The 26,750-nt window shown below is 40.2% G+C and carries 23 protein-coding genes; 18 read left to right on the plus strand and 5 right to left on the minus strand.

Going from position 1 to position 26,750, the window contains the following annotated elements; all coding sequences use genetic code 11:
* From E6139_RS09080 to E6139_RS09140, 13 genes are all read left to right on the plus strand, one after another.
* Positions 1-717, plus strand: a complete 717-nt coding sequence (locus E6139_RS09080) for a pilin N-terminal domain-containing protein (RefSeq protein WP_316402743.1) — start codon at positions 1-3, stop codon at positions 715-717.
* A gap of 107 nt (positions 718-824) precedes the next feature.
* The gene (locus tag E6139_RS09085; RefSeq protein ID WP_316402744.1) at positions 825-2,588 is read left to right on the plus strand and encodes a class C sortase; all 1,764 of its coding nucleotides are present in this window, start codon (positions 825-827) and stop codon (positions 2,586-2,588) included.
* Between the two features lie 14 nt (positions 2,589-2,602).
* Positions 2,603-4,732, plus strand: a complete 2,130-nt coding sequence (locus E6139_RS09090; protein ID WP_316402745.1) for a glucosaminidase domain-containing protein — start codon at positions 2,603-2,605, stop codon at positions 4,730-4,732.
* 39 nt (positions 4,733-4,771) lie between these two features.
* Complete coding sequence (gene lepB, locus E6139_RS09095; protein ID WP_316402746.1) at positions 4,772-5,353, plus strand: signal peptidase I; 582 nt, start codon at positions 4,772-4,774, stop codon at positions 5,351-5,353.
* A 24-nt stretch (positions 5,354-5,377) separates the two neighbouring features.
* Positions 5,378-6,154, plus strand: a complete 777-nt coding sequence (locus E6139_RS09100; protein ID WP_316402747.1) for a hypothetical protein — start codon at positions 5,378-5,380, stop codon at positions 6,152-6,154.
* Positions 6,154-7,749: a hypothetical protein gene (locus E6139_RS09105; protein ID WP_316402748.1), complete on the plus strand. Its 1,596-nt coding sequence runs from the start codon at positions 6,154-6,156 to the stop codon at positions 7,747-7,749. The genes E6139_RS09100 and E6139_RS09105 overlap by 1 nt, the downstream gene beginning before the upstream one ends.
* A 33-nt stretch (positions 7,750-7,782) precedes the next feature.
* Positions 7,783-8,523 (plus strand): hypothetical protein, encoded by a 741-nt coding sequence (locus E6139_RS09110; protein ID WP_316402749.1) that lies wholly within the window; start codon positions 7,783-7,785, stop codon positions 8,521-8,523.
* A gap of 20 nt (positions 8,524-8,543) precedes the next feature.
* Positions 8,544-9,647 (plus strand): hypothetical protein, encoded by a 1,104-nt coding sequence (locus tag E6139_RS09115; RefSeq protein WP_316402750.1) that lies wholly within the window; start codon positions 8,544-8,546, stop codon positions 9,645-9,647.
* A 46-nt stretch (positions 9,648-9,693) separates the two neighbouring features.
* Positions 9,694-10,494, plus strand: coding sequence for a helix-turn-helix domain-containing protein (locus E6139_RS09120; RefSeq protein WP_316402751.1), 801 nt, complete (start codon positions 9,694-9,696; stop codon positions 10,492-10,494).
* A 102-nt stretch (positions 10,495-10,596) separates the two neighbouring features.
* Complete coding sequence (locus tag E6139_RS09125) at positions 10,597-12,318, plus strand: immunoglobulin-like domain-containing protein (protein ID WP_316402752.1); 1,722 nt, start codon at positions 10,597-10,599, stop codon at positions 12,316-12,318.
* A 100-nt stretch (positions 12,319-12,418) separates the two neighbouring features.
* Positions 12,419-13,111: a DUF975 family protein gene (locus tag E6139_RS09130; RefSeq protein WP_316402753.1), complete on the plus strand. Its 693-nt coding sequence runs from the start codon at positions 12,419-12,421 to the stop codon at positions 13,109-13,111.
* Between the two features lie 328 nt (positions 13,112-13,439).
* A complete protein-coding gene (locus E6139_RS09135) occupies positions 13,440-14,693 on the plus strand; it encodes a DUF4352 domain-containing protein (protein WP_316402754.1) in 1,254 nt (417 codons plus the stop codon).
* A 209-nt stretch (positions 14,694-14,902) separates the two neighbouring features.
* Positions 14,903-16,300 (plus strand): DUF1958 domain-containing protein, encoded by a 1,398-nt coding sequence (locus E6139_RS09140; protein WP_316402755.1) that lies wholly within the window; start codon positions 14,903-14,905, stop codon positions 16,298-16,300.
* Between the two features lie 75 nt (positions 16,301-16,375).
* On the opposite strand, the gene E6139_RS09145 is transcribed toward E6139_RS09140, so the two are convergent.
* From E6139_RS09145 to E6139_RS09155, 3 genes are read right to left on the minus strand one after another with little or no spacing between them, the layout of a single operon-like run.
* Positions 16,376-17,944, minus strand: coding sequence for an L-serine ammonia-lyase, iron-sulfur-dependent, subunit alpha (locus E6139_RS09145; RefSeq protein WP_316402756.1), 1,569 nt, complete (start codon positions 17,942-17,944; stop codon positions 16,376-16,378).
* Between the two features lie 12 nt (positions 17,945-17,956).
* Entirely contained in the window at positions 17,957-18,169 is a 213-nt protein-coding gene (locus E6139_RS09150) for a tautomerase family protein (protein WP_316402757.1), read from the minus strand.
* Between the two features lie 39 nt (positions 18,170-18,208).
* A complete protein-coding gene (locus tag E6139_RS09155; protein ID WP_316402758.1) occupies positions 18,209-19,195 on the minus strand; it encodes an ornithine cyclodeaminase family protein in 987 nt (328 codons plus the stop codon).
* A gap of 373 nt (positions 19,196-19,568) precedes the next feature.
* Between E6139_RS09155 and E6139_RS09160 the strand changes: the two genes are divergently transcribed.
* The 3 genes from E6139_RS09160 (at position 19,569) to E6139_RS09170 (ending at position 22,404) form a co-directional block, all read left to right on the plus strand.
* Positions 19,569-20,390, plus strand: a complete 822-nt coding sequence (locus tag E6139_RS09160) for an SPFH domain-containing protein (RefSeq protein WP_316402759.1) — start codon at positions 19,569-19,571, stop codon at positions 20,388-20,390.
* Positions 20,391-20,562: 172 nt separating this feature from the next.
* Positions 20,563-21,489 carry an FAD:protein FMN transferase gene (locus E6139_RS09165; RefSeq protein ID WP_316402760.1) on the plus strand — a complete coding sequence of 309 codons (927 nt, stop codon included), beginning with the start codon at positions 20,563-20,565 and terminating at the stop codon, positions 21,487-21,489.
* Positions 21,490-21,915: 426 nt separating this feature from the next.
* Positions 21,916-22,404, plus strand: a complete 489-nt coding sequence (locus tag E6139_RS09170; RefSeq protein WP_316402761.1) for a rhodanese-like domain-containing protein — start codon at positions 21,916-21,918, stop codon at positions 22,402-22,404.
* A 185-nt stretch (positions 22,405-22,589) separates the two neighbouring features.
* On the opposite strand, the gene E6139_RS09175 is transcribed toward E6139_RS09170, so the two are convergent.
* Both E6139_RS09175 and E6139_RS09180 read right to left on the minus strand, forming a co-directional pair.
* Entirely contained in the window at positions 22,590-23,009 is a 420-nt protein-coding gene (locus E6139_RS09175; RefSeq protein ID WP_316402762.1) for a VOC family protein, read from the minus strand.
* A 50-nt stretch (positions 23,010-23,059) separates the two neighbouring features.
* A complete protein-coding gene (locus E6139_RS09180) occupies positions 23,060-23,833 on the minus strand; it encodes an AraC family transcriptional regulator (protein ID WP_316402763.1) in 774 nt (257 codons plus the stop codon).
* A 177-nt stretch (positions 23,834-24,010) separates the two neighbouring features.
* On the opposite strand from E6139_RS09180, the gene E6139_RS09185 reads away from it, so the two are divergent.
* Together E6139_RS09185 and E6139_RS09190 are read left to right on the plus strand one after the other, a co-directional pair.
* Positions 24,011-24,502, plus strand: a complete 492-nt coding sequence (locus E6139_RS09185; protein ID WP_316402764.1) for a hypothetical protein — start codon at positions 24,011-24,013, stop codon at positions 24,500-24,502.
* A 266-nt stretch (positions 24,503-24,768) separates the two neighbouring features.
* The gene (locus E6139_RS09190; protein WP_316402765.1) at positions 24,769-26,601 is read left to right on the plus strand and encodes a DUF4365 domain-containing protein; all 1,833 of its coding nucleotides are present in this window, start codon (positions 24,769-24,771) and stop codon (positions 26,599-26,601) included.
* Positions 26,602-26,750 lie beyond the last annotated feature (149 nt).

Genomic DNA, 26,750 nt, shown 5'->3' on the forward strand with positions numbered 1-26,750 from the left:
ATGAAAAAAGTACGTCGTTTGTTATTCTGTTTGATTGTTTCCTTCTTGAGCTTTGGTGGAGTGGTGTCTGCTCATGCCGAAGCAGAGACCGCTGAAACGGCAGGTAGTGCTGGATATAGTATTTTCATCCAAAAGTACAAGATAGAAGATTTTGCCAAAATCGCTGACACAATGCCCTTGGATGGGACTAAGGCAGATCAAGTCAAAGATGCGGATGGAAAGAACCTTGACCCATTACCAGGGATGTCCTATGAGATCACTCGTGTAACCCCAATCCAAGGTGGTGCAGGATTTGAACCTGTTCAAGGGGATGGCGCATTTACGACAACGGTTACGACAAATGACCAAGGATTGGCCCATGCAGGTAAACTCGTCCAAGGAATGTATCAGATTGTTGAGAAGGAACATGCACAGCTAAAAGATGTGATGGAACCCGTAGTTGTCGAACTGCCGTTCCCTCAACAGACTGGAGAACCTTTGAATGAAGTCTATATCTATCCGAAATCGAGTGTTGTAGGGGACAGCCCTAAGCTGCCTGTGACCAAAGGACCGGATGGTACGCCAATCGAAGTTGATGAGAAAGGCGAAATCAAAAAGCTGCCGCAAACAAGTGGAAACATTGGAACCGCTCAAGTGCTTCTATGGATTTTAGCGATGATTGTTACCATGGGGGCGTTCGGGATGCTCAGTATCCATCGTAAGAAAGATGTTTTTTAAGAATTGATTCATGCATCACTACTGAAGAAAGAATCTTGGATGCGTAATAACAAGTATCCTTGATTCTTTCTTTAAACTTGTAAGCCTATTGGAAAGAAGGACCCGTCATGAAGAAGAGGAACAAAAGTACAAAATCTAAAAGAAAGCATTCCTTTTTGAAAATCTTTGCGATCATTATGATCGTTGGCGGCATATTGACACTACTCTATCCGATCGTAGGGAATTATTTAGCCAATCGTGAACGGAGTCAGGCTGTTTCTGAATACGATGACACGATGAAGAAAATGTCGAAAAAAGAAAAGAACGAACAGTGGTCCTTGGCGAAAGCCTACAACGAATACATCTACAATAAGCAAGAAGGATTACCCAAGGGCGATCCAGTGGTTTACAACAAGATCATGAAGCAAGGGGATGTCATGGGGACTATCGATATTCCTGCAATTGATATCAAACAAATGCCTTTTTTTCATGGCACGTCCTTTAAAACATTGGAAAAAGGTCTTGGACATTTTGAACCTACTTCGATCCCAATTGGTGGGAAAAATACTCATTCGGTCATTACGGGACACAGTGGGGTTAAGAACCAAGTACTTTTTACTGATATTCGTAATCTAAAAGAAGGCGATTTGTTTTTTATCAATATTTTAGGCAAACGGTTGGCTTATGAGATTGATTCCTTTGAAGAAATCCTGCCAAGCGATGTTGATAAGGTCAAAATTCACAAAGGTAAGGATAAAGTAACCCTGCTGACTTGTACACCACCAGGAATCAACACGTTCCGGCTGTTAGTCACTGGACATCGCGTTGATTATAAGACGGCGGTCAAGAAGAAGGTCAAAAAACGCAACACTTGGAGTTATCAAAACATTGTACTAGCAACACTGGGCTTAAACATAGCGATATTTGCTCTATTGATGGGCTTATATCGACGCTTCATCAAACGCTTCCGATCAGACGATCCAATCATTGCAGCGAAAGCACGAAAAAATCTGAAACGTCTGTTTACCATTACGAAGACGCTCTTTATTATCTTATTTGTCACGATGACGGCAGTACTTGTTACAGCAATCTATGGGTATCTGCATATGGAACAAGAACCCGCATCTGCGGCAGTCAATATCGGACAAAAGGAAGAGTTGAATGCCTATAACATCGATAAGATTGAGAATGCAAACTATGGTGAGAAGCAAATCGCAAGTGTAAAGATATCTGATTATGCTAAGGCAAAGTCCGTTGTTCAAAACACGACGAATAATTGGGGGATCGGAAAGATTGTCATTCCTGACGTGTCGATTGACCTGCCGATCTTGGCAGGCATGGCCAATGAAAACTTGTTGACTGGAGTAGCGACCTACCGCTCCAATCAACAATTGGGTCGGGGAAACTACGTGGTACTTGCCCACAATATCTTTGATAAGGATGTTTTGTTGCATCGAATCCAAAATTTAAAAAAAGGACAGTTAATTTATACGACAGATTTCAAAAATGTCTATGTCTATGAGGTTTCTTTGAACAAGATCATTGAAGAGACCGAGGTTTCTTATGTAGAAAAAGATCCGAAAAATGGGATCGCGAAAATTACACTCCTACGTTGTGAAGGCGATATTGGCACGATTTATCGGCGTCTTGTTCAAGGGAATCTCAAGAGTGTGGAGCCGCTACATGAAGCTAGCGATGAGCTGTTCAAGCAATTAAAGCTTAAGCGAGATGATGGGGAAATTGATGGAACCATCATGAAAAAGAATCCTGTATCAGAGTCAGAACGAATTAGTATGACTCTAGCGGCCAAGATCATTTCTGATCCAATGCAGACTGTCGTGCCGTTGTTCTTATTATTTTTATTACCGATATTATTCTTTAGTTTGATTTAGAAGGGGAAACGTTCATGAAAAAAATTGTTATAGGAATTTGTGGTCTTTTCGTCTTTATCGGAGGGCTTGTAAGTATACGAAGTGGTGCATTAAAAGCTGGAGAGATGATCGAAGAGTCTTCTTCAATAATAGAAACAGGCACGATCGAAAGTTCAGTCACTGTTCCTGAAAGTAGTGAAGCTCCTGTGGAGGAAGTAGTTGTTCCTGAAAGTGAGAGCGCCACACCAATTGATGAAGAGCCAGAAGTATCCGTAGACGAATCAATAGAGCTACCAGAGGATTCTGCTAGTTCGGAAATAGAACTGCCAAGTTCATCAAGTACGGTTTCTTCTGAAAATAGTACAACGGAGTCATCCGAAAGTATCAGCTTGTCATCATCAGGTTCAAGCACATCGAGTTCGACGAAACCTTCCAGTAGTTCGTCAACAACAAGTGCGACAAATTCGACCAGTACGACATCGAGTCAAACCAAACCAAGTATAACAATGCCAAGCAGTGTAGAACCAACACAACCGTCGACGAGTCAAAGTACGGAAGAACCAAAGAAGCCAGTGACTCCAAAACCGGTTGTTCCAAGTTCACCAGCAGCTCCAACAACATCAAATACTTCAAGCGTACAGTCGAATAATTTCGTTGCACCAACTGCACCAGAGTCATTCTCTGAAACAAGCACTCTGAATCTGCCAAGTGAGTTGAAAACGGCGGAGGTTGCACAATCGGATTTAAAAGGGTTTGAGTTGCCGCTGTTAAGCAGTTTTAAAAACAAAGATCATGCGGCAATAATCTATGAAGGAATTAAGCAACTTGGGATCGAACAAGAAGAAAACTATAGTGCGGAACAATTTACTGCAGAATTTTATCAGAAATTATTCAATCTAGAAATTACTGGAAAACCAGAGAAAATGTCAGAGAATCTCACAGTTGGTAGTCTAATTTATCAGGAGAAAAAGAATAAAAACGTTTTATTGGGTATCTATATTGGGGATGACTATTACTTAACGATTGATGATGTCGAAATCGAAAAAGAGGAAGAAAAAGAAGTCTCTGAGTCGGAAACAGAAGAAAAAGAAACCCAGCGTCAAGTGACTGTTGAACCCCTTGATTTAGAAGAAGACTTATTAGTACAAGAGCTACCAGAAGCAGACCTGACCGAGTATGGGGAACAAGTTCTAGCGGATTATCCCGCTTCTATGAATTTTACCGAAAATGAGGGAGCAAAAAAGTTTATTGAAACAATCGCAGAAGATGCACAGAAGTTAGGACAAGAGTACGACGTGTTTGCATCAGTGATGATTGCCCAAGCATTAATAGAAAGTGGCTCGGGAACCAGCACGTTATCCTTGTCGCCAAACCATAATCTATTTGGGATCAAGGGAACGTATCAAGGGCAATCTGTTTCGATGGCAACCCAAGAAGACCGGGGGAATGGGGAGTTATACTCAATCAGCTCTGCCTTCAGAAAGTATCCAAACTACGCGGCGTCATTAGGAGATTATGTCCAATTATTGCGAGGTGGTATCTCAGGAAATGACAAGTATTATAAGTCTACTTGGCGATCAGAAGCGAAGAATTATTTACGCACGACGAATGCTTTAACAGGAACGTATGCGACCGATACTATGTATGGGCAAAAACTAAATTCGATTATCGCCTTGTATCATCTGACAGATTACGACCAAGTCAAAACAACCGAAGAAAATTCAGGAATCTTCATCAAAGGGAAAGACGAGATTCCAGAAGAATACCGCAGCCGCATGAAGTATCCCGATTATAACGGTGTGGATTACAACAGTTCAGGCTCTTATCCAGTCGGACAGTGTACTTGGTATGCCTTCAATCGCGTGAAGCAATTAGGCAAATCGGTCGATGATTACATGGGTAACGGCGGTGAGTGGGCAACCAAAGGCAAGGCACTTGGCTATGAAGTCAGTCAAAAACCAAAGGCCGGATGGCTGATTTCCTTCAAACCAGGAGTGGCAGGTTCTGATTCACGCTATGGACATGTGGCCTTTGTCGAAGTGGTTCGTCCAGAAGGGATTTTGATCTCAGAAGGCAATGTTTATGGAGGAACAGTGATTTCGTATCGCGTCATCGATACAGCATTAGCCACCTCTGATCAGGTTTCCTATATCAAAGCAAAGTAAATTTTACACATTTAGAAATAGTGAGGAGCACCGTAACTTATGGCAACTGTTCGATCTCGGCAAACGAAAAAAGAAGGAAGCCCACCGCAAAGATCTATTGGAAAAAGTCTTGTATTGACGATCTTGACCCTTCTGTTATTGGTGGTGCTGTTTATTTCGGGACAATTAGTGCGGAGAGAATATAGCTTTCATCCGATATCAGGCACGTCCATGACCCCAACACTGACAGAGAAGGACATGGTGCTAGTCAAAAAAAATGATCAGATCCATCGTTATGACGTGATTGCTTTTTCAGTCAACGGAGAATCTGGAAAATTCGTGAAACGAGTGATTGGTGTGCCAGGAGACACGATGTTTATTCGGAATGATCGAATGGTTTTGAATATAGGGGAGAATAGTGAGTTTGAGACGACCTATACCTTTCAACTGTCTCCTGCCGTTGCGGAAGAATTTCGAGAGTTAACGAAGATTCCAAAAGGACTATACTTTACCACCGGCGATCATATTGATGTCTCTAAGGACAGCCGTACCTTTGGCTTTGTTTATAAAGAGAAAATTGAGGGCACGGTGCAATTCCATCTACCCTCTCTAATCGGAAAGCAGGCGAGAGTGAATGAATAAAAAAATCCTGCTGGAGGAGAAGTCATGATGGTGATATCAGGGGTAATCAGTGCTATTTTCGTAGGTTTGTCTATAATACTAATTTTTATCAGACTGATGTTTGATTTACGTTTTACGGCGGTTCAACAAGAACCAGACCAAACACCACTGTTTCGACGAAAAGTTAACCATCTAAGAAAAATCGAACAGTCCAGACATATTCGCTATTTACTGATTGCATGTTTAATGATCGGGATCGGAACAGTAATTATTATGGGGTCTTTTCTGATTTTAGCCGATAAGCAGCAGAAAATGACCGTGCAGAATCAGAAAGCGAATCAGCGAATTGCACGGTTAGAAAAACAACAGAAGGAATTGATCAAAAGTACTCCTTTAAAGAATTATCCAGAAAATGGTATTGGCTTAAAGGAATATGAATGGGATAAGTTAGTCGGAGAAAACAAAGATTTGAAGCTGCAAAAACAGACAGAAATCGCCATTTCTCAACGATCAGGCCCATACTTTAGTTCTTTTGATACAAAAGTATCATTTTCTGAACCAAAAACGCTGATTCTTCAGTTAAAAGCCTGGACAGATAATGACACAAGTGGAGAAACAATCAAAAAAAACATTGATTCCTTTGTGAAGGAAGCGGAAGAGATTCCAGAACTGATGGCGATTCATGTTCAGCTGATCACCTCAAGTGAAAAGAATGAAAAAGTCGTGTATAGCGTGACGTATGCTCGCGAGAAAAGCGAGGATACTTTCAATAAACAAAATGTCTCTGAGCAGAATCTAAAGAATGATGGTGGGAAGGGCTAATGGCAGAAAATAAGAAAAAGCGAAAATGGCTATCAACGCAAGCTTTAAAGGAATTTATCAATGAAATCACTGAAGAGGAACTCAATGCGGAGGAGCTGTATAACGAGACAGATCAGATCCGTGATACCCATCGTTTAGCTGATACGGAAGCAGTTTCACCGTCAGAATTAGGAGAGCTGATTCAAGAACAGGAGACGTTTTCTGAAGGATTGTCGGAAAATTTAGATTTAGAAATACAGCCTGAGAACAATTATTCTAACCAACAATCCGAACTCCAACAAGTCTATGATGAACTGGTTGCTTTGAAGAAGGACGCTGAGGTTCGGGTTCAAGAACTAGAACAGGAGAACGAATCTTTAAAAGAAAAACTGGATTTTGAACGCGTTCGAATGGGAGACGAATTAGCGGAGCGAGACGAAGAATGGCAGATAAAACTTGCTGAGATTGATGAAGAGAAGCAAACAACTGAAGCCATTATCGCGGAACTCCAAGAGAAACTTGAAAGGAAGCAGAAAAAGTTAGAAGGAATAGCGGCAAAAATTGAAAAAGAACAAATCGAAAAAGAAGCGCATGCTGTTGATTTGAAGGAGTTAACGCGACAACTAAAGGAATACCAGAAAAACTACGAAGCCGCACAAGAGGAAAATCGTAAAAATAAAAAAAAGCTGGCTCAGATCAAAGTGGAGCGTGAAGAAGAACGAGCCCAATTTGATCAATTAAAGACACAGTATCAGGAGTTGGAACAAGATTACCAACAGTCACATACACTTAATCAAAAAAACGAGGCGAAACTGATAGAGCTTCAGGCTGAAAATGATGTCCTAGATGAGCTGCTTGAGGAAAAAGAGCAGGAAATCGGTAAAGAATTGAAACGATTGAAGGATGATAATGAGAAATACAAACAAACGATCCAACAGTTAAAAAAACAGGTAGCGCAGAAGCTTACGAAGGCATTGGAGGAATCAGACATGGCGATCGAAGAACAGGGACAACAACCAGAAGAACAGGTACAGGAAGAAACGAGTGAGGAAATGGAACAGCTCGCAGCGGAAAAAGAAGCCCTCAACAGTGCCTTGTTTGATGCCCATGAAGAAATCGCAAAGCTGGAGGAACAAACGAGTCATCTAGAAGAGCTGGAAGCAGAGAAAGAACGATTGGCCAGTCGTTTGGCGGATGCACAAATCGAGTTAAGCAAGTTGAGAAATCAAAAAGCCAACGAAGAAAGCCTCGAGCTGATTCAAGCGAAAAAACAAGTCGAGGAACTGATGGAAAAGAACGAACAACTGAAAAAGGAAGTCGTTCAATCTCAACAAGAGATCGGTGAAGTACTGATTTCAGCGAAAAAACAAGCCAACCGAACCATTGAGGAGGCACAGACAGAAGCCAAGCATTTAATCAGCTCCGCCGAATTGGAATTAGAAAATATCAGTAACCGGGCAAGAAAAATCTTGATCGAAGTCTCCGAGTCACGTAAGAACGTGCTATCGATTTACGATGACTTGGAATTCAAAGTCGAGGCGCTTTCCAACGGTTCGCTGTTAAAAGAGATAAAGAAAAAGAAACAGGATCAGAAGTTAGTGGATTATTTTGATTAGAAACGAAACGAGAGAAAAGGGGAAAGAAACATTTTGATCATAAATTGGATTAGCGTTGCGCTGGTCATTTTGATACTCATCGTTTGGTTTCGGCGAATGATCATTAAGGTGCAGCTGCAGCGGCTGAAGGTACCACCGAATACCCCGTTGTCCTTTCAGCGGAAACTGGAATACGTCAAACAGGCAGAACAGGGAAAACACGTTTCCGCCCTGCTATATCTGACCATCTTCTTAGCGGTGGGTCTACTGTTAACGACGTATGGGCTATTTCAAATGGAGGACCAGCTGCATGTCGTCACCGAACGAACCAATCAATTAAAAGACGAGCTGTACACGTTGAAAAAGGAACAAAAACAAATTATCAACAAACTTCCCATCAAAACCTATCCCAACAAGGGCATTGGGCTGAAGGATTACCCATGGGAAGAGTTGTTTTCCGATGAAAATCGCGAAAAACAGTACGAGATCGAAAGTGACATCTCTACGAAGGTCAGCCCGTACTTTGGGCTTTCAACAACGCTGATTGTACTGGATATCCCAACGCAAACGTTGAATATCGCTATGGCAGGTGATTCCGGCAGCGAGGAGAATCGCCAACAGATCAAAGATAACATCAAAGCCTTTGCGAAGGAAGCCAAGGACATTTCGAAGTTAACACAAATTACTTTCCAAATGAACTTAATGAACGATAAAAACAAGAAGAAAACCTATAGCTGTACCTTCTCACGAGAGAAAGCAGACGAAGAATTTTCATTGATCCAAGAAGACGAGTAAGTAAGGAAAGAGGAGAAAAAATGACTGCACAACAAAAGAAGAATGGTTGGTTTTTTAACAAGAACATCATTGATGAGATCAATTCCGTACCAGAAGAAGAAATATTATTTGAAGAGGAGACTAATGTTTTACCAGAAAGATATTCAAAAAAGCAAATGGATAAAATTTCTGAGTTAAAACGATTGAATGAAGAGAAAGATGATCTTCTGAATAAATTAACAAAAGAAAGTGCACTAGAAAATCAGCGTTTAATGAAAGAAAACGAGAAGTACAAACAGGCGTTAATTCGAACAGGAGAAGAAAAGGCAGAAAATCGTCGTCAAATTCAAGAGTTGGAAGCGGAGATTCGGCGAAATAGACAAGAAATACGAAATCTACAAGAAAATAAAGAATCAGAAGATTTGAAAGAGAAATTAGAAAAAGCAAGAGAAGAATTGAAGAATTCAAAGGCGACGGTAGAAGATTATCAACAATTGAAAATAGAACTGCAGAAAGCACAGCAACAAATTCGTGATTTAACGCTTAATCATAAAGATGACTCCTATCATCATCAGGAGGAACTTCAGAAGGCTGAACGGCAAATGAATCATCTGATGCGTGATCTTAAGGAAAAAGAAGAGTTGGTGACTCAATTGGATCAATTAATCCTCGAAAAAGATCAATTGATTTTAGAGAAGGAAGAGTTGGTTAGACAATTAATTGAAGATCAGAAGCATCAAGATTCCGTGATGGAAAGTGAACGAATTGCACAATTACAGCAACAAATTACGATGCTCCAGAAAGAGAATGAACAACTCCAATTAGAATCAACCGAATCCCAGCATGAAATCGGGGAAGTCTTGATTTCTGCTCGTCGACAAGCGAATCGTATGGTTGAAAAGGCGAAGTTGGACGCTCAACGGATTGTTAAAGATTCAGAAGCTGAGCTACAAACGATCCACGATCGTGCCAAAGAGATTTCTTGTGAAGTCGACGAATCCCGTCAAACGATCTTGAGTATTTATGAAGAACTGAAAAGTCGTGTGGATCAATTGGCAAAGAGTAATGTACCTGATTTGGAGGAGATTAAAGGACGTTATGAATATCCAAAAGTCTCTGTAATCACGAGAAAAGAGCATAAATAATTTATTGCGTTGCTATGAATAGTTTTAGAAAAAAGGGGAGATTAGTGTGAACCAAATCTTGATTCTGACTAAAAACGTATTAGCTGAACAAGAAATACAGCAAAAACTGCAATCACTGAACTACGAGGTATATTGTTCTTCGAAAATTTTTGATACTTGTAGACAAAATTTAGAAATAAGAGAATTTTTTGAACTTTTTCAATTCGTGATTTTGAGTGAAACAATCTGTGAAATAGAAGTGATAGAGCTTATACCAGTTCTAAACAATCACTCCGTTCGGATCATACGTAAAGTAGATACAAATGTAACAGAAGCTGATCAAAGATGTTTAGAGAATGAGCAGCTAAATGCGATTATTTCATCATCCGACTCGATTGATGAATTACGAGAATGCCTATATAACTTGAAAAATAGTGTAGGGCGAACCGAAATAACTAAGCAAAATAATAATGTTGTTCAATTATCCGGTAAGGTTTCTTTAATTGGCTCAAACTATCTTCAAAAACCAGAAAGGTATAGCGAAAAAAATCGACTTATTATTGAGACCTTTCATCGATTATCTCAGACTGAATCAAAGATTTTATCCATTCTAATTGAAGCAGGCAACCAAGTAGTTACTCGTGAAGAAATCTGTCATAAGGTTTGGAAAGAAGATGTCACTAAATCTCATTTGGCTTCACTTTCTAGTACTGTAACACGAATTAAAATGAAGTTTGAGCAGGCTGATCTAGAAAAAATAGCTATTCATACATTATGGGGAAAAGGATACAGGATCAATCAAAATTTGCTTAATTATCTTCAAGCAGAAGAGCTTTTGAAAAGTATCGTTTCTGTGTCAAATGGATGAGTAAGAAAGTATTTCGTTAAGAACGATTGAGACACAAGTCATCATTAAGGATCTTATCCTCTTTTAGAGGTTAGATAAATATATAACAAAAGGAGAGAAATAATGAAAAAGAAGTATTTAGCATCACTAACCATAGCATCGGTATTGTTACCCGCGTTTCTTGCTACTCAAGGGGGGAACGCTGCTGAAAATGAGGTGAGTCCTCAAGCAACAGAGGTATCAGCTCCAGCTGCACCATCTGTTGAGCCAGCTGCTCCAACTGTACCAGGTGTTGAACAGCCCGCTTCAACACTCGCGCCTGAAGTACAAACATCAGAAACACCCGCTCCTGAAACAGCACCAGTACAGGAGTTACCGCAGCAGGACGTAGCACCTGCACCTGTACAGGAACAACCAGCTCCAGAGGTCACTCAACAAGAAAGTGTCTCTCAGGAAAAACAAATGGAAGTGAATCCGTTAGATGTTGAGCCATTTCCACCAAATGTACCAACCGATTCAAAACCTGCAATCAATATTATTCCGGTACAAACAATTACTAAAGGAACAGCCTTTGATCCAATGGCAGGGGTTAGTGCTACGGATCAGACGGATGGAGATATTACATCAAAAGTAACAGTTACTGGAAACGTAGATGTCAATGTTGTTGGTTCTTACTTGCTTACCTACTCAGTTACAAATTCAAAAGGTCAAACTGCAACACAGTCTGCGCATATCATGGTGGTTGAAGCCAATATTGGGATGTACACTATAGAACTAGCAGATTTTAGTTTACCGAAAGGTTCGGATTATGTTCAAGCGATTCGCGACCGTATTGTAGTAAAAGACGCAGATGGAACAGTACTTCCAAATGGACCATTGAATATTGTGGTTGCTGGTCATCATTCCACAGATAAAGTAGGTACGATTGCTGTTGAAGTAGCAGTTCTTTCAAGTTATAACACGGTTACCAAAAAAATTGTCAATATTACAATCGTTGATAATAGTGCAGTGAGAATCGATGCCTCTGATGTAACGATAAATGTAGGCGAGGCATTTGATCCTTATAATTATGCTAAGGGATATGAGACAGATGTGAATGGTACAGAGACTGAGTTAGGTCAAGCGACAGATGCTTCAAGTACCGGGATTTTTGTATTATCAAATAATGTTGATACGGCAAAAGCAGGAACTTATCAAGTGACCTATCAGGTAAGAAGCTCTGCTGGTACTGTTGATACGAAGACGATCAATGTTAATGTTCTCGATGAGGCAAGTGATCGCTTACCTTCTATTATTGTGGAGGATAAGGTGATGTACGTTGGGGATAAACTGACTAAAGAGATGATCTTAGCATGGGCTTCTACAGAAGATCCTAATGACTTTATTACTGGCTTTGAAGTATTGAATGGCAAAATCAAGGTTAAATTTGTTGATGACACATTAGTAGAACCAGGTGTTCATGAAATTAAGTTTAGTGCGAGTACTGCAGAAGGGAAAACAGCTGAAAAAGTAATGACATTAACTGTTAAAGAGAAAGATGTCCCTACGGATGGAAAAGATTCAGAAACGCCAACAGAAACACCAACAGAAACACCTAAAGATGAGCCGACTAAAGAGATTACATCGGTTCAGGAAAAAGCAGAAGAAACTAATACTGTTAAAAAATTGGCAACGACAAAAACTGAACAAAAGGGCTCAGTAAAAGCGAAGTCAGATGAAGAAACATTACCGAAAACGGGTGAGTCTTCAAGCAATGTAATCCTTACATTGATTGGCTTAATCATGAGTATGGGAATTGGTACGATTCTATTTAAGAAAAAGAAGAAACATTGTAATAAGTGTTAGGTTTCCGAATTGAACCAATAGATATTTTTCTACGAACAGTATATTGAAAGTGACTAAAAGGAGTCAAAAAGTTTTTTTGATTAGAAGGGTTTGTTTATTTATGAAAACAACTGCTGAATTAAAAGCAGAGGCAAAAAACGCGCTTAGAGGGAAATGGAAGCAAGCGATTCTTTTGAATTTTATCCCTACATTGTTGATTGTAAGTGTTTTTCTGTTTGGTGTATTATCTTGGACGATTTGGTTTTTTACGCATGAAACTGATGCAGCAATCGTTTCAGCTATTTCAGAAAGTATAATGGATGAAGGAATCTTTAGTCTCTTATCCTCAATTATCAGTGCAATATTTTTGAGTGGGATTTCTTGGACGTACTTAGATTTAATACGGGGAGACCGCTCAACAATTGAACCACTGAAAGATGCGTTCAGAGGGTTTAAGAGTATGCTTATTGGAGGGGTGATTTTATTGTCATTACTTTTCAATATTTTTACGAGCTTATGGATGATTCTGTTTCTTATTCCAGGAGTTGTAAAAAGTTATGCGTATTCTCAATGTTACTTCATCTATTATGATCAGGTACAACAAACAGGAGAGAAACCTAGGGCTTTAGATACAATCACAGCAAGCCGCCAATTAATGGATGGTCAAAAGCGACGTTTGTTCTGGTTAGATATCACTTTTTTGGGATGGTATATCTTATCAGCAGTTACATTTGGAATAGCTTATTTATGGGTGGCACCGTATGTATCGGCTACTCGAGCTGCCTTTTATGAGGATGTACAAACGAATGTTTAAAATGATATTGATTTCGATTAGTAAGTAGTATGCGAAGAAAAAGATAGCGAGCCGTATTTCATACAAGAAGAAAGAACTTCTCCTAGATATTTAGATAGTCAATTTCTGTCTTTATTAATAGTTGAATATTGTAACTGTAGAAAAAAGAAAGCTACTAATCTAACTACGACTAATCGTTATAACATTAAGGAAATATCGAAGTCTTCCTTTCAGCTTTAGGAAGGCTTCGACTTTTTTATTTATTCTCGATGACTGTGTTTTTTCTATGAAAAATGAATTAATCTATGCACCACCCATTATAAAAGAACTGTTTGAAAGAAGGGGAAAAATGAAAAAAAAGGTTTTATTGTCTCTAGTAACAATTGCTTTATTAGGAATTAGTGGATGTGAAAATTCAAAAAATAACGCATCGGAATCAAGTGTATCGGAATCTTCCGTTAGTAATTCAAGGGAAAAACAGAGAATTACTAAAACTAGTAACAGCAACGTAGAAGAAGAGAGAACTGATGAAGAAGTAGATATGGAAGACGCACAAAAGTTACTGAAAGAGAATACTAAAGCAGAAAAGTTAACGATGCTTTTTGAGAAAGGTGACGTAGTTACTAATGGAGATAACGCTGTTAATTTTACAATCAATGGCTATCAATATATAAAGATTGAGAATTTTTCGCGTGATTTTAGTGTTTCCTTTGGTGATCAAAACAGAGAAGGCGGCGTATTATTGGTCTCTGCTACTTATAAGAATAATAGCGACAAAAGTGTTTATACTGGTCCAGGTTTCTCAATGAATGTTGTGGGATATGGTTCTGCAATTGGTCGTGATGAAGACCTTTTAGAGAATGATTTAGTGGGTGAGTTGCTTGAAAAGAACAATGAGATTAAGCCGAACGAAGAAATTTCAGGATTTGTAGCTTTAGGAGTTAAACCTGCGGCGATGCAAAAAATTACTGAATCTGGTACAGCCGAATTTGAACTTCCAGGTTTTTACAGCAAACCTGATAGTTTTAGTAAAGCAGATACGATTGCTGAACCGAAAAAAGAGCGTATTACTTTGTCTGATGAAGGGGATAAGAATAATACTGAAAGTTCCAAGTTTTATGAAGATAAGCTAACAAAGGATAACATGGGAACAAAAACAATGATTCACGAAAAAAATCTCGGAAAATCAGAAACGTTTGAGAATGCAACTGTTACAGCAGAGGGCTATCAAATAACTTCATTTGAACCTAATGAAGATCAAGCATCAAGATTCAGTAAATTTGAATCAGGTGTTGTTCTAATAACGGTTAAACTTAATATAAAAAATGATGGAGAAAGCCCTTTAAATGTCGATAGCACTTCTGCAACTCTGAAAATAGGTAATACCGTTAAAATGATGAGCGAAAATATGTTGCAAATTAAGAGTGGGGAAGACAATGTCGGTAAAGGAAGCGAGGCAACTAAGTGTTTAGTTTTCGTATTGGATAAAGACGAGTATGAAAAACTTTATAAAGATCAAGACCTCTTATTAGATGTGAATCTGTATGATACTGATTTCAAACGTATTACAACAATTGGAAATATTCAATTTGAACTATCTTAATTTCATTGCTTTTGAAACGCCAACCGAAAACCATTGAAAAAAAGGATTTTTATCGCAGGTTCTCCCTATTAATGGGGGAGCCTGCTTTTCTATTTGAGAAATTACTCGGAAGGAATGACTTGAATGTGTAGATCATATGAAAAAATTTCTAAAATTTATTTCTTATATATGCTAAAATTTAAGGTATTACATGTTAATTAGGAGGTCCTGTGGGGAAAAAGGTTTTATTTTTATTATTTATTATGTTTCTGCTTTGTTTAGAAACACCAGTCTATGCGGCTGAAGATATGATGGAAATAACGAAAGCAGCTGGATATACCGATGCTTTAGCGGAGAACAAACCAAAAGCGTCCATCGTCGTTGATGGAGCAAACGGTCAGATCTTATGGGAAGAGAACGCTGAAATGGTGAGAGAGCCAGCAAGTATCTCGAAAATGATGACCGTCTTTTTAGTTTTTGATGCCATTAAAGAGAGGCAATTTGACTTAGATACAAAAATCAAAGCGACCGAAACCGATCAAGCAATCAGCCAATTGTACGCGATCAGTAACAACAATATTGTGGCAGGTGTCGAGTATCCGGTCAGAGAGCTGCTAAAAATGGTCGTGGTTCCTTCATCAAATGTAGCGACAGTAATGCTAGCCAACGCTGTCTCGGAGAACGACGCTGGCGTGTTCATTAAGCAAATGAATGAAAAAGCCCAAACAATCGGCATGAAGAATACTGTTTTTTATAATTGCAGCGGCGCATCTGCTGCGAGCTTTGAAGGTCTTTACAATCCAGCAGGATTCGATCCCAATGGCAGTAATACGTCAACGGCTCGGGACTTAGCCACGATGGTCTTTCATTTGATTAATGAGCATCCCGAGGTATTGGATTTTACCAATCAGCCAAAGGTCACCGCTATGGCGGGTACACCTTATGAAGAGACTTTTGAGACGTATAATTATTCCTTGCCTGGAGCAAAATATGGCTTTGAAGGTGTAGATGGAATGAAGACTGGCTCAGGTCCCAGCAGTGCCTTCAACTATATTGCGACAGCTAAGCGGGGAGATACGCGTGTGATTGAAGTGATCTTAGGTGTGGGAGACTGGTCTGATCAGGACGGAGAATATTATCGACATCCCTTCGGTAATGCGTTGCTAAAAAAAGTCTTTGATGAGTATGAACATCGCTTGCTTTTAGCAAAAGGCACTCATACAATCGAAGGAAAATCGATCCAATTAACCGACGATTTGTATGGTGTTGTAAAAAAGAATGAAGAACCGAAACTTGCGATCCAAGCGAACCAAGTAGTTTTAGCGAATCAGAAGGAGCAGCTAACAGCGGACATGCCGAAGATAGCCTTGAAGTACAATGAACGTGTATCGAAAGAGAAACATTTGCCCCATACGAACAAGCAGTTGTTGTTGGATCAAGCAAAAGGGTACCTTCTACCAATGGTATTGCTTGCTTTAGGACTGTTATTACTCTTTTTACCAGCTAAGCGAAGAGTGGTGGGGCGGACTCGTAGCAGTGCCTATAGAAAAAGTACATTAATATTCAGAGTTATCGGTTTCACCTGTATCTTTGCCTCGCTGATTTTGCTGATGAGAGAACTATTCTAGGTAGACGATTAAGAAAAATGACGATAAAAACCAGAGTAACCAACAATAACTGGCTACTCTGGTTTAGTTTTTTTATCAGCAGCAATCCAGCGGACAGCCTAACTGTTCGGCGATCGCTAATCCAGATGGTGTTTGAGCCAGACCAGCATGTCCTGTACAACGCAATGACGTTGGGATCATTCGACCGACTTTATTAAAGCTTTCAATCGTTTCATCTAAAGGAACGACCACATCGTAGCCAGCCAACGACATATTCGCAGCGCCTAGCGCATTCATCCCGCACATCATATTTTTCCCAAGACAAGGGACCTCCACGCGAACACCGATTGGATCACAGGTCATGCCAAAGACATTTTGCAGCCCCATCGCCGCTGCATTCACGGCTTCTTCGATCGTTCCGCCCATTAATTGGACTAAGGCACCAGCAGTCATTCCTGATCCCGAACCGCACTCGGCTTGGCAACCAGCTACTTCTGCAGCAAACGTGGCGTACTCAGCGATGAAGACGCCGATCATGCCAGCTGCCAATAATGCACGGACCAACTCGTCATGAGATTTTTTCTGATAGTCGCTGACGGCGATCAAGGTTCCTGGAAGTGCACCGCAAGAACCAGCTGTTGGAGCAGCGACAAAGACGTTCATGGAGCTTTTGACCTCCATCAAAGCGGAAATGTTTTCGATGATTTTGGCCGGCAGGTCGTCACCAATCAGCTTCTCCCGGTTTGCTCGAATCTTCGGCGCTTGTGAGCCTAACATCCGGTCTTCATAGGAAGTTCCGGCTAAACCTACTTTGATGCCATTAGACATGATCGCCAGAATTTCTTCGGCTTTTTGATAGACTTCTTCTTGGGAGATACTGCCGCGATGACTTTCATAGCGCAGCGCCATATCGGCTAAGTCCAAATTTTCCTCTTTGGCTAAGGCGATCATCTCTTCCGCGGTCGAAAAGAGCATCTTCGGTTCCTTTTGCGACATGATCGGCAGGACTGGGTCAAAGGCGATAAAGCGTTCGATCTTCATTTGTTGGTTTAGCCAAGCAATTTCGTTGCCGGGAATGGCTTGCTGCGTCTTGATGTGCAGCAGCGTTTCACCATTCTGTTCTTTGATCGCAGCAGAACAAAACTTGCTGATTTTTTCTGCTAGCTCTGCTTCAGTTAGCTTTAACTGATTACCGAAGAGCAGCGTTTCATAAAAACCGCCAGAGACTTCAACGGCAAAGTGGTTGATCTCTGTGATCTCGATCATGCCGCCGCCAACGGAAAGGGCAACGACATCCAGCACTTCTCCAAAATCGGTTTTGAGCGCCATTTTATAGGTATTTGGATGATTGTTTTCATAAGGAATGACGCGGAAAACGACTTCCATCCCGTCCTCTTTAGCAATCTCAAGGGCGTTGGTTAGCCGACTATCCGTCGGGTCCATGCCCAACAAGCCGCCGACTAGACCAATGTCAGAGCATTGCGTGATATAGCTGGCTGCCAAGGAACCTTCGGGATCGAAATCTGCTTGAAAATAGGTGATTTTTCCAACAACCATCTGTCGCAATGCACGCCCGATGCGAACCGATGCGGCAGTATGAGAACTGGAGGGACCAATCATCACTGGACCTAAAACGTCATTAAAAATACTCGCATGTTCTTTCATCTGCGCCTCCTTTTAGAAATCCGCTTCGATATAGACATCTTCACCTGCGATTTCGTCATCAATCACATCTTTCCACTTGTCAGCGTCGATTTCTTTGAATGAAACAGAGACAACATTCGGTTTGCATCCTAACTCCTTCACGACGAAATCCTGTAATTTCTGCGCAAAATCCTGTTTTACTTCTTCTGTACGGCCTGGATATAGTTTTACTGACAAATGTGGCATAGTTAATTCCCCCTAATAGATAATTTTATGTTGTTCTGGCTAGGACCATTCTGTCCCAACTTTTTCTGAAAGTGCGCGCTCATAGATTTTTTGCGCGGTGACCAAATCCTGTGCGCCGATCCCGACGGTTTTGAAGACAATAATTTCTTCATCATTTTCTCTGCCGCCGACTTTTCCCATCAAGACTTCACCGATATCGCCTGTAAAATCATCTTTGGTAATCGTACCGTCATCTAATGGAATCAAAATATCACCCGCTTCAGAAAGCACGGCTTCTTCTGAATCGAAATAAATCTTACTTGCTCGTTCTAAAATCACAGGGTCCATCTCCTGCATATGAGGTTGATACGAACCCACACAGCTGACCGTCGCTCCGGCTTTGACCTTGCTACCATCAAAGACAGGGGAAGTAGCTGGTGTAACAGTGATGATTAGATCCGCATCGCTGATCGCGTCATCCGAGGTTGCTGCTGGTAAAATCTCAGTGCCATAAGCTTTTAATTCCTCATTCATTTGAGCAGCAAATTCCTTCGTGCGTTCAGGATTTTGATCAAACACATAGACCGTATCCAAATCGCGGGCGCAGATCATGGCCTCTAATTGCGTCGCCGCTTGTCCACCTGTTCCAATCAGTGCGCCTTTTTTGGCGTCCTCACGACCTAGCACGTCAAAGGCCACACCTGATGCTGCGCCTGTTCTGAACTGAGTCACAGTCACACCGTCTAATAGGGCATTAACGTAGCCCGTCTTGCCGTCGACTAATAACACCTGGGCTGGAGCCGATGATAAGCCTTTATCAATATTATCAGGGAAAATATTGATAATTTTCAGTGCCGCCGCATCCAAATCAGGGACATAGGAAGGCATGAATAAGAACGTCCCATTTTGTTTCTCCGAGACGATCTGAGTTCGTAAAGGCACCTCCGTTTTGTTCTCGCTAAATAATTGGAAAGCGACCTTATCGGCTTCGATGGCATCTTTCATGGTAAAAACCTGTTTGATATTTTCACGTGATAAAAGTAACATATTATCCCCCTTTTGAAATTTTTCTATCCATCTAAAAGTATAAGCGATTACATTGTTGGTGTCACTGTGATAATTTGTTTGCGTACCTTTTAGTTGATAGGAAGTAGAGGGTAATTTTTGCAAGAAGGTGAAAATATTAGAATCTGTTATTCAGACTTTTTATTCATCAGCTATTTTAAGCGGATTCAGAATGTGGTAAAATTTGACATCAACACTTTAAATAACTTGCAATGAGTATTGCAGGACTGAAAGGACGAGAATACCGGCGGATAATATAGGTTGGTTGAAATCGTAAGTTCCTATCGAGTAACAAGTGAAGCTGTTCACTTAAAAACAGCAAGCAAATAAGTCAACTTTGGGGAGATTAGGGAGAATGAAAGAACACAAACACAGTAAAGCTATTAAAAGAGTTGTAGCCGCCGTCTTGATTCTAGTTATCGGAGCGATTGCAGCAATTAAGTTTTTTGAAAAAATCGACAATGGTTATGTCGGTGTGCGGTATTCAATGAATGGCGGAATCAAGGATGAAGCCCTGACTCAAGGGGTGAAATTCGTCGGAATCGATAAGGTGATCCAATATCCGATCCGCCTGCAAACGATCCAAGCCAAAAATGTTTCTGTTTCAACCAGCGATGGGAAAAAGACCACCATCAACATCAAATATGATTACAAAGTCGACCCAACCAAGGCGGCGAAAATGTATAAGGAGTTTGGGAATATCACCAGTGAAGATATCGAATCAGGCTGGTTGAAATCCAAGCTGCAAAAAGTCTCGCGGGAAGTTTATGCGAAGTTCAGCTTACTGGATGTGCTATCCGGTGAGTCCTCAAAAGTAGAGGCGGAGGTCTTAGCCGATTTTGCGAAATCTGTGGAGAAAAAAGGCTTTCTGGTAGAGGATGTGACTCTTGGTGTACCGGATGTCGATGCGGAGACGCAAAAATCAATTGACGCGATCATCCGCGCAGGACAAGAAAATGAAAAAGCCAAATTAGATGCCGAAACCGCTAAGACTCAAGCAGACAGTGAAGCCTACAAGAAAACCAAAGCAGCCGAGGCTGAAGCAGAAGCGAATAAAAAGGTCGCTGATTCAGTAACTGATGAGTTGATCCGTTACACAGAAGCCCAAGCCAGAGAAAAACACGGTTGGGTCACGGTTAATGGTGCAAATACGGTCGTAACCGATCAGGGCAAGTAGTATGGCATATTTCATAAGTAAAATATTCGTGTTTTTACTATTGTTGGTCTTGGCTGGATTCGTCTACATCATGTTAAGATCCAACAGAAAGAATAAAAGTAAAAAAACGAAGAAGGATGATGACTGGAGCCAATTTTAGGTAGGGATGGACGATCCAGAAAGGGGCTTGGATATGAAAGAACAAATACTCCAATTGATGGGAACAATCATCAAGCTTTCGATCCAGCATCCCGAAGCGGAAGATTTACTCATCAAAGCTGCCGCCCGCCTGAAAGAATTTGAGCAGCGCTTCAGTGCCAATGCAGAGGATTCTGAATTGATGAAAATCAATCGCCAAGCAGGGATCGCTCCAGTCAAAGTAGATCAGGAACTTTTTGAATTAATCAAAATCGGTAAAGAACAAAGCCTGATAGCAGATAGTGCGCTGAATATTGCCATCGGTCCTTTGATCCAAGAATGGCGCATCGGATTCAAGGATGCAAACTATCCATTACCAGAAAAAATTCAAAGCCTGCTGCCGTTGATTGATCCAGCAGCGATCCAATTAGATGAAAAGAAACAAACTGTTTATTTGGAACACGCAGGGATGGCGATAGACTTAGGCGCATTGGCGAAGGGCTACTTTGCTGATAAAATCATCGCTGATTTCAAGAAGGCTGGAGCGACTGCGGCGTTTATCGATCTCGGCGGAAATGTGCTAACCTATGGAGCAGTACCGCAACGAGCAGATGGTCGTTGGCGGATTGGCATCCAAAACCCATTCTTACCGCGAGAAAACTATGTCGCTGTGGTAAAAGTACAAAACGAATCCGTTGTGACCTCTGGAATCTATGAGCGAAAGTTTGACTGGCAGGGGCAAAGCTATCACCATATTTTTGATAGTCAGACCGGCTATCCCATCAAAACCAATCTAGCCAGCTTGACGATCGTTTCGGGAGAATCCTTAGCAGGTGAGATTTGGACGACACGTCTATTTGGCAGATCTGCTCAAGAAGTACTAGCAGAACTGAATCAGCTGGATGATATTGAAGGGATCGTGATCACCACTGATCAGCAGATAGCTTATAGTGAAGGACTAAAAGGCAGAATTGAACTCTAAACAACGAGACACAAGAAGGAATCTTGTGTCTTTTTTTTGCGAAACAGTTGTGATTTTATTCAATTTTTTTAGGCGATTTAAAAGATTTTGCAACGAAAAAATAATTTATTAAACGTTATTGAAAAAGCGTTTTCCTTTCTATATACTGTGTTTGAGAGAGGCCTTACATTAGGAACTAGGAGGTGAAAGAAATGCCAAAACGACTATGACTATGAAGCAGAACTATACTTAGAGTCTCTAAGCGAGTACAGTTAGCATTCTTTCCCTCAAAGTATCTCCGTGATTGAAAATCAATCCAATACTTTCGAAGGACACAAATAAAAGCGGTCTTTTTTTGTGTCCAAAAATTTTGATTGGGAAGGAAAGCTGCGACTCATCAAGCCAGTGATCCAAACAAAAAATGACGACGAAAGAAGGATTTAGAAAATGAAAAAAAGAGTAAGTGGATTATTCGTGATCGCATTAGCAGTTTTTGCGATCGTGTTAGCGGGTTGTTCAAGCAATGATGCGAAGGAAGAGAAGAAGGATCGTGCGGAGGCCGACATCGACTGGCAAATGATCACGCCAGAAAAGATGAAGGACGTGCTTGAAAAAGACGATTCAACCGATTATCAAATCATTGATATCCAACCAGAATCCGATTATGCCAAAGGACATTTGCCAAACTCAGTTAGCGTACCAGCTTATCCAGTCGATACGGAAGACTTGGAAAAATTAGTCGTTGATAATGCGGATCAGTTCAAAGATGGCGACAATCCAATCTACGTTGTCTGCCCTGGCGGCGGTGGCGGTGCAAAGCGTACGATCTCACTATTAATCGACGAAGGTGTCGATGAGTCTCGCTTATTCATCGTAGAAAACGGTGCGAAGAAATGGCCTTATAAAGACGATAGCAAACTTTGGGTGACGGAATAAAAAGATAGATTTGAAGAATCCTCTTGTTGGAAGAGGGTTCTTTTTTAGCTTTAAAGTTCGTTGGAGATCAATTATAGCCACATTAACTTCTAAAAGAAACATTGTTGTGAATTTCTGAGGACTATCACTAATAAAATGGATCATAAAAGACCACTGGAGCAGATGATTCTACTCCGGTGGTCTTATTAATTTTGTACATTCAATTCCCACACAATACCGAATCGGTCTTGAACCTTAGCATAGTGAGATTCCCAAAAAGTCTTGTGAAGCGCAACAAGACTGACTGAACCAGTTGATATTAAGTTGCTTTCTAAAACGGCGATTTCTTCAAGAGAATCCAGTTCAAGCCAAAAAGAGATGCGACTGTTCTTGGAAACGGTTTGTAAATCACCTTTTTCAACCGCATCTCCAGCATAGAATAAATTATTTCCGAGCTTAAACGTAGAGTTCGCAATACAGTTGTTTCTTTGACGATCTTCCGTGTATCCAACATCTTCAAAGGTCATTTTCTCAATGATCTCCGCATTAAAAATTTCGACATAATAAGCGAGTGCTTGCTCACAGTCGTCATTAAATAGTAAAAAAGGAATACTTGCTTGAATCATTTGACCACCTCCATAGTCATAGTAGCACAACCATTTTTAGAAAAATTATTCTAGATTGTGTTCTTCTTCAAGACAGAGGACAGGAGTTTCACCAGATTAATAAGAATGGGTGGATCTTCTTTGATTGGCGGGCGAAGCTTGATCGTATAATGATTGCCGCTAGCTTCAGGAAAGGAAATTTTTTCAGCGACTTTTCCTCGTAGTGACTTGCTTAAATTAAAGTAAGAAAATACGGTCTCTGTGGAATCAATCGCGCAGGCTAAAAGATAGTACTCTCCGGCTGGAATATTCTTTAGTTGATTCATTTTAGGATTTTTCGTTGCAATCCCTGATACAGGTCGATGATTTGGGATAGGTGTATGGAATAAACCAATAAAAATAAGCCCTTTTTTAAATCCGGTAGGCAATTCGATCGTTGCCTGACAAAAAGAGTCTGAAACGTCTTCAAAGTATTTAGCGGAGGTTGCTTTGCTGCCTTCAAACTCCTTAGCAGCGTGATATAGGTCAGACATTTCTTGCTGGTATTGCTTTGGGGAACTTCCGGTGTATTTCTTAAAGATATTGGAGAAGCTTCCCGAGCTGGAATATCCGACAGAATCCTGAATCGAGGTAATTTTTTCTTCTTGTTCAATCAATTCAATTGTTTTTTCGGCTTTGAGACTGGAAATATATTCACGTAATGAGTATCCGGTAATCTTCTTGAACTCACGACTAAAATGGTATTTATCATAGCCAAAATGCGCAGCAATATCCTCTATTTTCAATTCCTCTAGAAAAATATTCTCTTCAATGTAAATTAGGATGTCTTCAATGATGTATTTCATAATTACTCCAGAATTTTTCTTTAAGTATATCGATGCTCGAAAGAGGATGCTAGCTCAAACTCGGTATCTGTCAAAAGGAGTTCCAATTGAAGAACTTATTATAGCCAAAAACAATGACTGTAACAAAATAGTTGAGTGTATAATGAATGAAAACAAAAAATGGAAGGAGCCTTTCTTATGTCCCTAGGCATGTACATAGCCAGTGATCACAAACTAACGACACCTCCACAGCCTGAGTCGGGGGATTTGCTATCCTTGAATGACCTTAAAAAATTGGAGAATCACACCTCCGTCATTTCAGAATTGAAGACGAATCTAGGCATTGATCCAAAAGAAGTTGATCCCAATGAAAAAATGTTTGTCTTCTTAGATGACGATGAAGAAGCCTTTTCAGTTACCAGAGATCGTGATGCTGGAACGATTCATCAATATACCGATAAACCCTACATTTATTCTGTTGCTATTTATGATTGCCAGAATTTTTTTGACCCCTTCTCCGATTATCTACAATCCTTACAACCACCATTCGAGCTATGGAAAATTGGAGAGGGAAGGTTTGAACCAGATGACTTGAAGGCTGTACGCATTGACACGTTGAATAAACAAAACTTGGAAAAACTATTTGGATTTGATGACTATTTGAATCCGATTGTCGGTGTTTATGAGTAAAAATCAAGGTTTTTCTCTTCCATAAAAACAGTCTAGTTTTCATAAATAAACTTAAGTTAATAGAATAAACATAGAAATAAGGAAGAACTCTCTTAGGAAAAGAGAGTTCTTTTTACATTTAAAACGTTATTAATATCGGACCTAATTTTCTATTTATATGCTCAAAAACGCTAATATGAATGCGTTTGTGACAATATGATATTTACTTAATTTGAAATTAATGTTATTTTTGTTGTTGGAGTAACTAAGTGAAAGGCGGGAGTTCATTGTTAGTAGAAATGAAAGCTGTACCAAAAATTGCAGACCCAGCGGAAGTGCTAAGGGCACATCTGTCGAGAGTATGCACAGTGAATGAAATGCATGATGATTTTGGAATTGATTTTTCATGTACCCTTGCTTCGGATGAGACAGATACAAGAAGAGAATTTTTTGCTCAATATAAAGGAGTGGAGAGGCTGACTGAGGATGAAGAGTCAATTTCACTCCAGCTTGAAACAGCAGCTGCACGATTGTGGTTTAGAAAAAGATCGCTGACCATTCTGTTTTACATTGATTCTGAAGAGGATAGGGTTTATTGGGTGGATCCTTTTGAGCAGCTCTTTGGAAAAGTTAAAGAAATTTCTGCTGAACAGGAAAAAATGGTAATCAGCATCCCTAAAGAAAACCTGATAACTGAGGATGAAAGACTTCCGACAGCTCTTTATGAACGAATGGATCGATTCGATCATTATCTTTTTAACGGTACCTTGGAGCGAGTTAGTCAGGATATCCAAACGTTTTCTGAAACTGAGTATTACTCAGATGAGCTGCTGGTCGATGAAACGGAAGAGGCAATCACAATAAAATATAAAAATGTCTGCCTAACAGCTACTTATCCAGAAGAAAATCTAGCTTCTCGTGATGAAAGCTGTACGATTCAATTAGTCAGGCTGAAAAAGAAAGCGGAAGCTGATATTGAATTAACGCATAAAGAGCTATTGGATTTGTTTTACTTTGGAAAAGAAACAGATGCCAAGTTAGGAATGCGGAAATTCATCAAATTATATTTAGAAGAGCTTGATCAATACTTCGCCGATTTTGGCAATAGTATCGCTTATTTGTATCAAGACGAAGTGGATGAACTGTGTGTCGTAATCGATACCTTCATCAAAAAGTATGTTTCAAAGATCACTCATTTCATGAAAACTATCGAATCATTTGCCTTTGAGCCTTATCGTGGCAGTCATGGCAAATTTAAGCTGATGCAGCTTGAGGTTCCACTGTGGGAAAATATTCGGGAACATGTTCAGAAATACCAGATAAGTAATGGCGCATATGAGGATGGCTACATCTACATTCCCTTTGAAGACAGTAACCGAATCGGAGTCGAAGATGAACAAGGCAGCGAACTTTTCAATGTCTATGGCAGCTATGAACAATCAGCTTACGATCCAGAGAAATTGGTCGTAGACGTGATCTGGGAGCATCTGGATTTTTTTGAAGCTGAGAATCAGCCAGAGCAACCATACAGTGTCGCAGATACCTATTCTTTTTTTATTAACGATCTGCTGCCGAAATTCCTCACGAATGAATTTACCGTCAGAAAGAAACGCCTTTTTGGCACAAAATTAATCAAGGTCTACAAGACATTGACGAAAGAAGAAATCGAAAAGAAAATCTTTACACCTAGATATAAGCTTACACAATATCCAAATAGTAATTCGGAACTAGGCAGTACCTTTTATTATTTAGCTGAATTTATGAAGGAGAAGGATTTCTATTTGATCGATCTTGCAGCATTCGAGAAGCTGCTGCGGCAATTCGAGCAGTTGGTTCAGGCTGAGTTATCAATCGGAGGAAATTCTGCGAAGGCTTGGTATCAACATAAGAAAGAGGATTTGCTAGAAGATATAAAACAAATGAAGCAAGAGCAAAAGAACCAAACGCTTAGTGAAGGCTACTTTTTAGCCAGTATCTTTAGCAAACTCCAAATGATTACCCGCCAGCATAAAGGCTCGTTTGATGGGAAAAGAATTCGGGAAAGCAATCTGCTTCAGGATTTCTCTGAGTTGATCGCTGAGTATAATGAAGACCGATTGATTCGGTTGTTGATTAATTAGGGATTAAATAAGAACGGAAAATGGGCAATCAACTCAACAAATGACAGCCAAAACTATGATTTTAAATCATTGAAGAGCGCTTTTAGAGGCAGCTTGAACGAATAAATAATACACCTGCGTATTGTTCGCAGGTGTATTTTGCTATCGTT

It is taken from the genome of Enterococcus sp. (genome assembly GCF_032555305.1).
Taxonomy (GTDB): Bacteria; Bacillota; Bacilli; order Lactobacillales; family Enterococcaceae; genus Enterococcus_A.